Genomic DNA, 12556 nt, shown 5'->3' with positions numbered 1-12556 from the left:
GCTTGAGGAGGCTCACCGCCCGCCCCGCGGAAAGCGAAGCGTCTGGAGTGGAAACGGGCAGCCTTTATCCTAAGATAAAGACGAGTTTGTTTGCCGTCTGAAGCCGCCCCTAGTGGCGGCTTATTTTGGATAAAGGAAGCAAGCAGATCTTTATGTCCTTTGTTCGGTTGAGGGTATGATAGAGACAGAGAAGAGGAGAGAGATTTTCTATGAATCAGCAAGACTTTACGAGCGGAAATATTTGGCGGCAGCTGCTGACGTTCTCTACACCGATCCTGCTGACGAATTTGCTGCAGGTGTCTTATCAGCTCATTGACAGCTTATGGGTCGGAAACCTGCTCGGGGCGAATGCCCTCGGCGCGGTGGCGATCTCGAGTACGGTGATCTTTACTGTGCTTTCCTTCATTATCGGCATCAATAATGCCACGCTGACGATTTTGTCACAGCTAAAAGGAAAAGGAGATTCCGAGCAGCTAAGGAGCTACGTAAATGCGTTTGTCGTTCTGTTAACCAGCATGGCGATTGCGCTCGGTGCGCTCGGCGTCCTGCTTGCGGAGGATATTTTGCGGCTGTTGGGAACGCCGGATGCGATGGTTCCTGAAGCGGTCAGCTATTTGCAGATTAACTTTATCGGTATTTTGTTTTTATTCGGCTATAACTTCATCGGCACGGTTTTCCGGTCACTCGGCGACAGTAAAACGCCGATCCGGTTTGTGTTTATGGCTGTCCTTCTGAATGCGGTGCTCGATCCTTTATTTATTCATACGCTAGGCTTAGGAATTGAAGGAGCTGCCTATGCCACCGTCGTGGCTCAAGGGGCCGCCTTCTTATATGGGCTGTTCATCAGCCTGCGCCACAAGCTCATTCCGTTTTCGGTGCCGTCGCTTCCATCGAGAAGAGAGACCGCGCTCATTTTAAGCCAGGGCATTCCGGCCGGCCTGCAAATGATGGTCATTTCAGCCGGGGCTGCGGCGATTATGAGTGTCGTCACATCGTTTGGCGGTCACGCGGTGGCCGGGTACGGAGTGGCCCAGCGCCTCGACAGCCTGCTCATTCTGCCGGCTCAAGCGCTTGGCACAGCCGTAAACAGCATGGCCGGGCAAAACATTGCGGCCGGCAAATGGGACCGGGTGAAGCAAATCACCACATACGCCGTCTTTTTGAACTTAGCGATTATGCTAGCGGCCGCGGTTTTGCTTTTCCTGTTTTCCCATTGGAGCATCCGTCTGTTCATCGCGGATCAAGCGGCGGTTGAATTTGGAGGTGAATATGTGCGGCTCGTGGCCTTTTTCTATCCGTTCCTGGGCCTGAACTTTGTATTGAACGGGGTCGTCAGAGCATCGGGCGCAATGATGCAAGTATTGGTGTTAAATATCATCTCTTTCTGGGTGCTGAGATATCCAATGTCTGCTGCCTTTGCGGAATGGTTCGGGGAACCGGGCGTCGCCCTGGGGATCGGTTTAAGCTTTGTCATCAGCAGCCTGTGCGCGTTCCTTTATTTCCGGTTTGGCGGCTGGAAGGAGAAGGAGCTGTTTGCGAAAGGGTAAGGGTGTGCTTTATTCGATGTAAATGAGAACAGTTCGCTTGGTTTCAAGCGAACTTGTTTTTTGGACGTCATGTATTTGCCCTTCTGATCCGAGAAGGGCTTTTATTATAGGCTCTGTTCACACAAAGGTGTTGGTTGAACGAGCATGGCTGTTTAGCTGAAGAGCGGTGTTTCGCTTGTATTCAACAATGGGGCCAGATTTAGGTATCCATCTGAACATTCCTGCCTGGATAGAAAGCCAATTGCGGATCTAATGGATTTTCTTTCGCCGTTCGTACGCTCGGAGTGAGTTTAAAAACAACTGTATGGCTCCCTAGTGAGGACCGGTATTTCTCAACATGAGACGATGAAAGGCTTTGATCGTAATAGCCGGGCACGTACTTATCCAGCATGGCCTGCATGGCCGTAGTCGCTTCTTGTAAATCTGTTACCTTTTCCAGGGCTCCAAACAGCATCACACTCATGTAGGCCGTATCGGTCTTGGCGGGTATCGGACTTACCGTGGTTCCGTATTCTTCACATACGGTGAAACAACAGTTAGGATTGGCCTGGATCAAATCGATTTTTCTCCCGTGCGCAGCTCCATGAAAATACAAAGCTTCATTCATCCAGATAAAATTTAAAGGAACAACATAAGGATTCTCCTTATCCGTTAATCCAAGGTAGCCTGTCCGTGCGTGGCTTAAAAACTGATCAATACGCTTATCGTCTGTACATAGTCTTTTTTCCTGGCGGATCTTCTGCATGTTTCATCCCATCCTTCTTTATAAATGATAAAATCATTTTATGAAAATTCTGTACATAGTAAAAGGGACAGAATTAAAAAGTTTAATAGGGACAGATGGAGGGTTAACAATGGAACTTACCCCGTTTTTAAACAAGGAGCTGCCAGAATCTTTATACAGCCAGCTGTATCATTGGATTAAGAAGGAAATTGAAGAAGGCCGGCTCTTGCCAGGAATGAAGATGCCATCCATTCGCCAGCTTACGACTCATTTAAAGGTCAGCCGGAATACGGTGGAGGCAGCCTATCAGCAGCTGCAAGCGGAAGGATACCTCGAAAGTGTCCCTAAAAGCGGAATATGGGTAGCTGAAATGGAGAAGCCTTTACTGCGTCCGCTTGAGGTGGAACAGCCTGTTATGTTGGAATCTAAGCCTCCAAGCGAAGTCCTTGTGGATTTTGAATATGGAAATGTCGACCTTGAAAAGTTTCCCTTGAAGCAGTGGAAGAAATGCCTGTCAGACGCAGTGGATCAAGAGAGCAACTGGTTATTTCAATATAATGAGAATCAGGGAGAATTTGAATTAAGGCGGGAAATATCAAACTATTTACTGCAATCCAGAGGTGTACGCTCTGCGCCAGAACAGATTCTTATAACGGCCGGGACTCAAGCCTCTGTGGCGTTGATCTGCCACCTTTTAGCGCTTCGGGGAAACACTGTGGCTATGGAAGAACCGGGTTATAGCGGAATTCGGTCGGTCTTGGAGGATCAGGGATGCCAGATTGATCCCGTGCCTCTTGAGAAGGATGGATTGTCCGTAGAGCACATTCAAACGAGCAGGGCAAAAGCCGCATACGTAACGCCTTCTCACCAATTTCCATTTGGTATGATTCTGTCCATTTCCAAAAGAATGCGATTACTAAAGTGGGCTTATCAAACTGGAGGGTACATTATTGAGGATGATTATGACGGCGAATTTCGATACCGGGGACATCCGATTCCTTCGCTAAAATCCCTGGATGAACAGGAAAGGGTCATTTATTTAGGCACATTTTCTAAATCATTTCTTCCTTCAGCCCGGTTAAGTTATATCGTCTTCCCGCCTTCTCTGATGGCTCAATATTCACAAACGTGCGCGGCGTATAACCAAGCTGTCTCTCCTATTATTCAGAGGGCTATGGCTCTGTTCATGCAAACAGGGGAATTTGAAAGGCATATTCGAAGAATGCGCAAGGTGTATCAAAGAAAACATCAGGCGTTGCTGAGGAGCATTGAACAATATATGGGCACTCAAGTCAAGGTGGTGGGAGAAAAGTCAGGCTTACATATCTTATTGGAACTAAAAGAGGCAAAAGCTCTTGAGCTCATCGAAAGCGGCCTAGAGAAGGGGGTCAAAGTTTATTCCCCGTCAAGGTTTTGGCTTAACCCAACCACCGAAGGCAATGCTTATATTATGTTGGGCTTTGGTGGATTATCAATTGAAGAAATTGAAAAAGGGGTCCAGTTACTCGCCAGCTGCCTCCCGTGAAGAGGGAGAAACATATTGACCTAATGAATAAATCCACATCAAAGGATAGTAGAAGACCTCATTTATATACGTGAAGATCATACAGCTATCCAAGCTTTGTAATCCGTTGCCCGTTGGAATGGAAACGGGCAGCCTCATCTTAAGATAAAAACTAGTTTGCCTGCAGTCTACATAACTATCATATTCTTCTATAAAAAACCAATTTTAAATATTGTAAATTTTTCAATAGTATATTAAAATAAATGTACCATACATATTGCGACGAACATCTACATGTATCCCATGCAGATGCCCCGCGCGATAGCTGAATGGCAGGAGGAACCTTCGTGTTTCATAAACGGACAATTTACGTCATCGGGGACAGCAAAACAGCGTCCAATAACCCGATTATGCAGCAATTCAATACGTACTTTATCGGTCTTGTCATTGATCGTGACAGCCATGAAATTATGGAAGCGGAATGTTCTTCGACAATCTCCCTCACGTCCCGATTCGTTCAGTCGATCTTTGTAGGCCGTTCGATCATGGATATGGAAGACATTATTGAGGAAATCGAGAACAGATATTTTGGCGCTTCCCAAAAAGCCTTAACGGTCGCGTTTAAAAACGCGTATATTAAATACAATCAAATTATTCAAGAGTAGCTGCTTCATTTGTTCACGCAATTGAAATCCAGCTGCTGGAAGGTTCCATTCTTCTGGCAGCTGGATTTTTTATTTTTTTACTAACAGGAGGGAGAAAAATGATTCAAGATGGTGTCACGTTTGTCTGTTTTCTGCTGGCCTTCACGGCTGCGGTTGCGATTGCGGAGAAAAAGATCGGCGGCAAGTTTTTTCAATACGTACCAGGGATTGTCCTTATTTACTTAGGTGCCGCCTTGATGAAAACGTTCGGGGTATTTTCAGCGAGTGACTCTGTTGAAAACGCTTACGGCACAATTCGGGGGCTCTTGCTGCCGGCAATGCTCATGCTGATGCTGCTTCATTGCGATTTACGGAAAATTATTCGTCTTGGGCCGAAAATGCTGCTGACGTTCCTCGCTGCTTCCATTAGTATTGTCGGCGGCTTTACTATTACATTTGCTCTTCTTCAAGGCTTTTACGCAGAAGGAACATGGAAGGCGTTCTCCGCCTTAAGCGCAAGCTGGACAGGCGGGTCGGCGAACATGGTCATTTTACAAGGAATTTTGGATGTGCCGGAGAATATATTCGGCTACGCCTTGATTATGGACACGGTGAACTATTCGATTTGGGTCATGTTCTTGTTCTGGCTCGTGCCGCTGGCGGCGAAATTCAATAAATGGACAAAGGCAGACACATCCTACATTGATGAGATCACCGCACAGCTGGAGGTGGAAGAAAAGGATCAAAATCACACATTTGGCTTTGTGGAGTTGATCGGATTCCTGGCTTTGAGCTTATTCGTTTCCGTCGCAGCGACAAAAATTGGCGAGAGCCTGCCCGAGCTTGGCGCGGCGGTGAATGCGACGACCTGGACGATTATTATCGCTTCAGCCGTCGGTCTGATCTTAGCGGTCACCAAAATAGGCAAGCTGCCGGGTTCGATGGAAATCTCCAAAGTCATGCTTTATATCGTGATCGGACTGATCGCCTCTCACGCGGATTTCTCTCAGCTGTTCCAGGCGCCGGTTTACATTATTTCAGGCTTTATGATCTTGTTCTTCCACGGCCTAATCATGGCGATTTTAGCGAAGGTGTTTAAGCTCGACTTATTTACGATGGGCGTCGCCTCGCTTGCGAATATCGGCGGCATTGCTTCCGCGCCGATTTTAGCAGGGGCCTTCAACCGAACGCTGATCCCCATCGGTATCTTAATGGCCGTATTGGGAAGCCTGCTTGGCACTTACTACGGAATTATGACGTCATATATTTTATCTGCTTTATAAAGAAAGGGTGTTAGCGATGTACATTGAACACATTCATGTGTCCGTTGAAGAACTGCCGCTAGTCAAGCCGTTTAAAACCGCTTTGCGCACAGCCACGGCGATCGATAATGTCTTCGTGGAAATTCAGCTCGATAACGGGTTAAAAGGGATGGGAGCGGCTGCCCCGACGGTTGCCATTACCGGTGATTCCACACAAGGCATTGTCAGTGTCATCAAAGAGGTTATTGCGCCGAAGCTGATCGGGCAAAAAATCACCAAGCTACACGTTCTTTCCGAGCTGATTCAGAAATCATGCAGAGGAAATACGAGCGCTAAAGCGGCGGTAGAAATAGCGGTCTATGATGCGGCTTGCCGGTATTGGCAGATTCCGCTCTATGAACTTCTTGGCGGGGAAACGAATCAGCTTCGAAACGACATGACGGTAAGTGTGGGCGGCAAGGAAGAAATGATGGCGGACGCCAGGAAGATTATCGAAGACGGATTTTCTATTATCAAGGTGAAGGCAGGCAAGGACTGGCCGAGGGATTTGGAGAGAATTTACGCCATACGCGAGGCGGTAGGAGAGGAAGTGACGATCCGGATTGATGCAAACCAAGGCTGGACCGTCAATCAGGCACTCAACATCATTACGGAAATGGAGAATCGAAAGCTGAACATCGAATTGATCGAGCAGCCGGTAAAAGCGCATGATATCCAAGGGTTAAAGATCATCAAGCAGCACGTCCGTACACCGATTATGGCAGATGAAAGCTTATTTTCTCCGATGGATGCGATGAAGCTCCTGTCCGAGCAGGCCGTCGATTATTTAAATATTAAGCTGATGAAAACAGGGGGCATTCGCCGGGCGCTCCAAATTGCCGATATGGCAGAAGCCGCCGAGGTGGAGTGCATGATCGGGAGCATGATGGAGTCCATGGTCAGCGTATCCGCCGCTATCCATCTGGCGGTCGCTCATCCGAACATCACAAAAATCGACTTAGATGCTCCGCTGTGGATTAAAGACCAGCAATTTGAAGGCATCCTGTATGAAAAAGATACGATTCAAGTCAGCCAGGAGCCGGGCTTAGGGATTAAAAGGAAGAACACTTCTTCCTCTTAATAAATAAATGGGAGAAAGGATGAAGCCGAAAATGAAGAAATGGTATGCATTCATGCTGGCTTTAGCGAGTGTGCTTTTTATAGGTGCAGGCTTAGCGGAAGCAAAGGGGAACAGCACAAATACGTACTACATTGATGTAACGGCCGCCACCTTATGGACAGAGCCGGATATTTTAAGGGAAGTGGACGAGCCGTCAGCGGCCAATCCAGTTGACTTGCGAAAGTGGACGACGAGCATGATGTATGAGGAAAAGCTCGGACTCGTCGGCAGCCTGGAAACACAAGCGCTGTACGGATCCAAGGTCACGGTGCTAGAGGAAAAAGGCGACTGGGTGAAGGTAGCGGTTCATCACCAGCCAACACCACGCCATGAGCTTGGGTATCCGGGCTGGATGCCGAAAGCGCAGCTGGCCAAAGGAAAGAGCTTTGAAAACCACCTCGACCGGCCGTTCGCCTTAGTCACATCTAACACGGCCTGGCTATATGACAACAAGCAGACAACGAAACCGTTTAAGGAGTTAAGCTTCAATACACGCCTGCCGGTTATAAAAGAAATGAAGGACGAAGTGCTCGTCGCGACACCAACTGACGGGAAGAAATGGCTCAAAAAGGCCGACGCAGCGATTTATAAGAATGAAGAAGCGATTCCCACACCGACCGGGAAGGACATTGTAGAGACAGGAAAGCAGTTTCTAGGCCTTCCTTATTTGTGGGCAGGCATGTCAGGGTTCGGCTTTGACTGTTCAGGCTTCACGTACACGCTGTATCATTCACACGGCATCATCATTCCGAGAGATTCCTCCGTACAGGCGACACACGGCCAGCCGGTTGAAAGAGAAGACCTGCAGGCTGGCGACTTAGTCTTCTTTGCGTACAACCAAGGAAAAGGACGGGTTCATCACGTAGGCGTATATATCGGCGAGGGCCAAATGATTCACTCGCCTAACAGCTCCACGCATGTCCGTATCGATGACATTGAAACATCCGGCTATGGCGAAGAGTACGCGGGCGCACGAAGATATATTCAATAAGAGGAAAAGCCGCTGACCGATTAGATGGGTCGGCGGCTTTGTTTGTCAAGGCGTATGAATTGAAGAGAAAAGAGGGGATACTGTACACTTGATGATGAAATGTAGGAAGAAACTAGGAGGTCCCAATCATGTCATTAAACGGTAAATCAGCGATTATTACAGGAGCGAGCAGCGGAATCGGTGAGGCGACAGCCATCGCTTTAGCCCAGCAAGGCGTAAACGTGGCGCTCGGTGCCCGCCGTACTGAACGCCTGGAGGCTTTAAAGGAAAGAATTGAGCAGGAGACAGACGCCAAAGCCATCATCGTAAAGACCGATGTAACGAGCAAGGAAGAGGTGGAGGAGCTGGCGAAGCAGACGAAGGAAGCGTTCGGCTCTATTGATATTCTAGTGAATAATGCAGGCGTCATGCTGCTGTCCTTCTTGAAAAATGATCTTGTCGATCAGTGGGAAAAGATGGTGGATGTGAACATTAAAGGCGTGCTGTATGCCATCCACGCCGTGCTGCCGACCATGCTTGAGCAGGATAACGGGCACATTATTAACATTTCCTCTGTAGCCGGACATGAAGTGTTCCCGACAAGCAGTGTATACTCTGCGACGAAGTATGCCGTTCGCGCTTTATCGATGGGCATGGAAAAAGAGCTGGCTGCAACCGGCATTCGTGTAACGAATATCTCGCCAGGAGCGGTAGAAACCGAGCTGGCTACCCATATTACCGACCCGGATGTGCTTGAAACACGCACGAATAATAAAAAGGACCGTACAACTCTTGAAGCGAAGGATATCGCTAACGCTATCGTCCATGCGGCAACACAGCCGGCGTATGTGAATACAAACGAAATCATTGTCCGCCCGAAGCATTCTGTGAGAAAGGACTAATAGCTAATATAAAAAACAAGCCTGGCTAATCTAGGCTTGTTTTTTATATTTGAGAGATGGTAGCAGCTAATTATGGTTTGTTTTTAAAGTTCAATGTGCAAAATTCAAAACAAGAACCATTCTAGATTTGGGCTATCTTGTTTTTTCTAGCAAAAAAGTGGAAAAGAAGGAGAGAGACAAATAAAGATCAATCGCATGGAAGAAGGTGTGAAGAGATGAAAGTAGCCGAATTACTAGTCAAATGTTTAGAGAACGAAGGAGTAGAATATATTTTTGGAGTACCGGGAGAAGAGAACCTCGACGTGATGGATGCGCTTTTGGAATCAAATATTGAGTTTGTTGTAACGAGGCATGAAACAGGAGCAGCCTTCATGGCAGGCATATACGGGAAGCTGACAGGCAAACCAGGCGTGTGTTTAGCCACCTTAGGCCCAGGGGCAACGAACCTGTTAACAGGCGTTGCGACCGCCAACATGGATCACCAGCCAGTCATTGCCATTACAGGTCAAGCAGGGCTTGACCGCCAGCACAAAATCTCCCATCAGTATTATGATCTTGTTTCTATTTATGAACCGGCAACGAAGTGGAACACTCAAATCAAAAAAGGAGACATTGTTCCCGAGGTTGTGCGGAAAGCTTTCCGCGTGGCTACGCAAGAAAAGCAAGGTGCTGTTCACATTGACTTGCCAGAAGATGTAGCCGCTATGGAAGTGAAAGGGACTCCGCTAAATCTGACGGATCACACGATGTCGGAAGCAAGCGAAAGAGTGATAAAAGACGCCGCAGACGTCATTCAGCAAGCGAAAAAGCCGCTTATTCTAGCGGGGGATGGCATAGCAAGAGGGAAAGCTGCCGAGAACTTGCGTTTAATGGCTGAAAAAGCTTCCATCCCCGTTGTTCATTCCTTTATGGGGAAAGGGGCTATGCCTTGGGATCATGACTTAAGCCTATTGACGGCAGGGTTAAGCGGTGATGATTATATTACATGCGGATTTGCTCAGTCAGACTTAATTATTGCGGTTGGGTTTGACATGGCTGAATATCCTCCAAAGAATTGGAATCCGGATGGTCGCACGCCTATTCTGCACATCGATACAAGAGAAGCGGAAACGGATGGTCATTATCCGGTCAAGCTGAATGTCATTGGAAATCTGAATGATAACTTAGAAGAGCTCGCACACGCTCTTCCAAAAACAGAGCGAGATAACCAATGGGTATTATCGGTGCGCGAAAAAGCCCTTAAAGAGCTGACAGAGTATGAGAATGATCAAGGCTTCCCTGTGAAGCCGCAGAAGATTATCTCCGACTTGCGTGCGGTGTTAAATGAAGAGGATATCGTTATTTCGGATGTCGGTGCTCATAAAATGTGGCTGGCCAGAATGTACCATACGTATCAGCCGGACACATGCTTGATCTCTAATGGGCTGGCTTCCATGGGGGTGGCTGTTCCTGCTTCGGCCGCAGCAAAAATGGTTCATCCTGATCGTAATGTTGTAGCCGTATGCGGAGATGGGGGATTTCAAATGTCCAGCGCTGAGCTTGAAACGATCAAGCGGCTAAACCTTCCAGTCATCATTTTACTGTGGAGAGACGGCGGGTACGGCTTGATTGAGTGGAAGCAATTGAAAGAATTCGGCCGCGCATCGCATATAAAGTTTGGAAATCCTGATTTTATTCAGTTAGCTAAAGCATATGGCTTTGAGGCGGTAGAAGTGACAGAGAGCGAGGAGCTAAAGCCGGCTTTAGAAAAAGCGATCAGCCTAAACAAACCCGTTCTGATCGACTGTCCTGTTGATTATCGCGAGAATATGAAATTGACGGAAAAGCTCGGCAACATTCTTTGCTAGAAGAGTGATCTAACCGGCTGAGTGGACCGGCCTTTTGGCAAGAACTTTTCTGTGGCCACGTGCGGACTACGGACCAGGAAGGGTTTCTTTCGATTTTGGGTAGCGAATGAAACTGAATCAAGAGCCAATACAAATAAACAAAAATGGGAAGTGTATGATACGAAAGCAACCATTTATTATAGAGCAGTGTAAGGAGCAGGCCAGGCAATCTGGTCTGCTTTTTATTTTTCCAATTCTCGACAGTTGAGTGAGGAAACAAAAAGAAAAATGTTGTAAAATAGAAATGAATCAAGAACATTCAGTCAACTCTTTAATCAAGCGATAAGAATTTGGCAGCGGTTTGTGGTTCATAAACAGAGAAAAAGGGGATGGAGTGACCATGCGTTTAGCAACAATCAAAAGGAATGAACAAGAGCTTGGAGCGGTGATCACGGATAAAGGAGCTGTGCTGCTAGAAGAGGTGAACCGCACGTCAGGTACAGACTGGCCTGTCTCGCTATTTGAAATCATTCAATCCGGGCAGCTGGAGAACATGCGGAAGTGGTATGACGCTGAAGGGAAGCAGGCGATAGAAGCATGCGAAGGGATCCCGGCGAATGACGTCCAATATGCACCTTTATACCGGCATCCGAGAAAAATTTGGGGCATCGGCTTGAACTATGTAGAGCACGCTTCCGATTTAAGTGAGAAAGCGCCTAATACGGAGCCGGCAAGTTTTATGAAGCCGGATACGACCATTATCGGGCCTGGAGATCAAATTAATATTCCGCTGCAGTCCGACCGCACAACAGCGGAAGCAGAGTTAGGCATTATTATCGGTAAAGAGTGCAAAGACGTATCGGAAGAGGAAGCGCCGGATGTAGTGGCCGGCTTTACGACAATCATTGATATGACAGCAGAAGACATTCTGCAGCGCAACCCGCGCTATTTAACCCGCTCGAAAAGCTTCGATACCTTCTTTAGCTTTGGGCCGCAGCTTGTCACGAAGGATGAGGTAACAGATGTGTTAGATTTACACGTTTCTACTATTATTAATGGAAATGTACATAGAAAAAATATCGTATCGAATATGACCTTCACTCCATGGAATCTCGTCTCCTTCCATTCAAAGGTCATGACGCTTCTGCCTGGAGACATTATTTCCACCGGAACGCCAGGAGCGGTCGTGATCCGTGACGGTGATGTGGTGGAATGTGAGATCGATGGCTTTGAAAAGCTTGTGAACCATGTAAAAGATTTAAAAGCCTGACGGGTCATGCCGTCCGAGAAAGACAGCCGCCAGCTTCTCGGGGCGGCTTTTTATTTTGCATGCTATATATAATTACTCAATGTGCAAAATTCAAGAGAAATTAACTGCAGAGTATATAAAGGGAGAGAGATAATAGATAAAACTTTTCATCTTTATAGGGAATCCGTCTGAGTTTGAATAGTTTGGTTGTTAGCGTGGATCGCCAGTTCTGACAGAGGTTTATAAGCTGAGTCAGGAAGAGGACGAAACTAAGCGTTGCTTAAAGGATTGCTGGAAAATAATTCTTCGTCCATTGTGTTGACTTTATTTCTTGAGACGTGTTATATTGATATTCCGCCATTGAAAGAGGCGGCGTTAAGTAAAAGCGAAAAAGAAATCATTGAAAAAACGATTGACTTTGTTTTCTAGACATGATAATATTATTTACCTGTCGAAGAAAATAGCGCTTTGAAAAAGAAATAAAAAAGATGTTGACTTTGTTCTTTATAATATGATATGATATTAAAGTTGACTCTTAAAAAAGAAAGACAACATTGATCTTTGAAAACTGAACAAAATACATGCCAGTTAATTCTTGATTTATTTATGAGTAAAGGATCATCTGCTAGGATCGTCACGTCCTGTGACAACGCAGATGCCTGCACATCCTGTGCAATGCAAACATCTTTTTGGAGAGTTTGATCCTGGCTCAGGACGAACGCTGGCGGCGTGCCTAATACATGCAAGTCGAGCGGACGGAAGGGAGCTT

The 12556-nt window shown here is 46.9% G+C and carries 11 protein-coding genes and 1 rRNA gene; 11 read left to right on the top strand and 1 reads right to left on the bottom strand.

The genetic code is table 11. The features are described 5' to 3' along the window. Nucleotides 1-209 precede the first annotated feature (209 nt). Nucleotides 210-1547 carry an MATE family efflux transporter gene (locus tag QY97_RS14330; RefSeq protein WP_039234608.1) on the top strand — a complete coding sequence of 446 codons (1338 nt, stop codon included), beginning with the start codon at nt 210-212 and terminating at the stop codon, nt 1545-1547. Nucleotides 1548-1746: 199 nt separating this feature from the next. Here the strand turns inward: QY97_RS14330 and QY97_RS14325 are convergent, their stop codons facing one another. Further along, the gene (locus tag QY97_RS14325) at nt 1747-2292 is read right to left on the bottom strand and encodes a pyridoxamine 5'-phosphate oxidase family protein (protein ID WP_039234606.1); all 546 of its coding nucleotides are present in this window, start codon (nt 2290-2292) and stop codon (nt 1747-1749) included. A gap of 109 nt (nt 2293-2401) precedes the next feature. Here QY97_RS14325 and pdxR point away from each other — a divergent pair, with 109 nt between their 5' ends. From pdxR to QY97_RS14280, 10 genes are all read left to right on the top strand, one after another. Further along, nucleotides 2402-3796 (top strand): MocR-like pyridoxine biosynthesis transcription factor PdxR, encoded by a 1395-nt coding sequence (pdxR, locus tag QY97_RS14320; RefSeq protein ID WP_039234603.1) that lies wholly within the window; start codon nt 2402-2404, stop codon nt 3794-3796. A 326-nt stretch (nt 3797-4122) separates the two neighbouring features. Beyond that, nucleotides 4123-4440, top strand: coding sequence for a DUF3870 domain-containing protein (locus QY97_RS14315; RefSeq protein WP_039234600.1), 318 nt, complete (start codon nt 4123-4125; stop codon nt 4438-4440). Nucleotides 4441-4538: 98 nt separating this feature from the next. Beyond that, nucleotides 4539-5702 carry a DUF819 family protein gene (locus QY97_RS14310; protein WP_039234597.1) on the top strand — a complete coding sequence of 388 codons (1164 nt, stop codon included), beginning with the start codon at nt 4539-4541 and terminating at the stop codon, nt 5700-5702. 16 nt (nt 5703-5718) lie between these two features. Next, a complete protein-coding gene (locus QY97_RS14305; protein WP_039234594.1) occupies nt 5719-6801 on the top strand; it encodes a dipeptide epimerase in 1083 nt (360 codons plus the stop codon). A 31-nt stretch (nt 6802-6832) separates the two neighbouring features. After that, complete coding sequence (locus QY97_RS14300) at nt 6833-7831, top strand: C40 family peptidase (RefSeq protein WP_039234650.1); 999 nt, start codon at nt 6833-6835, stop codon at nt 7829-7831. 125 nt (nt 7832-7956) lie between these two features. Further along, on the top strand, nt 7957-8712 hold the full coding sequence (locus QY97_RS14295; RefSeq protein WP_099098567.1) for an SDR family oxidoreductase: 756 nt from the start codon (nt 7957-7959) through the stop codon (nt 8710-8712). Between the two features lie 215 nt (nt 8713-8927). Beyond that, nucleotides 8928-10559 carry an acetolactate synthase large subunit gene (locus QY97_RS14290; protein WP_039234589.1) on the top strand — a complete coding sequence of 544 codons (1632 nt, stop codon included), beginning with the start codon at nt 8928-8930 and terminating at the stop codon, nt 10557-10559. Between the two features lie 379 nt (nt 10560-10938). Continuing rightward, entirely contained in the window at nt 10939-11808 is an 870-nt protein-coding gene (locus tag QY97_RS14285) for a fumarylacetoacetate hydrolase family protein (protein ID WP_039234585.1), read from the top strand. 255 nt (nt 11809-12063) lie between these two features. Beyond that, complete coding sequence (locus QY97_RS20510; protein WP_157761907.1) at nt 12064-12216, top strand: hypothetical protein; 153 nt, start codon at nt 12064-12066, stop codon at nt 12214-12216. Between the two features lie 257 nt (nt 12217-12473). Beyond that, nucleotides 12474-12556 (top strand): 16S ribosomal RNA (locus QY97_RS14280); the annotation flags it as partial.

It is taken from the genome of Bacillus thermotolerans, assembly GCF_000812025.2.
Taxonomy (GTDB): domain Bacteria; phylum Bacillota; class Bacilli; order Bacillales; family Domibacillaceae; genus Quasibacillus; species Quasibacillus thermotolerans.
Note: the sequence above shows the minus strand (reverse complement) of the source record. Positions and strands in the feature narration are given on the sequence as shown.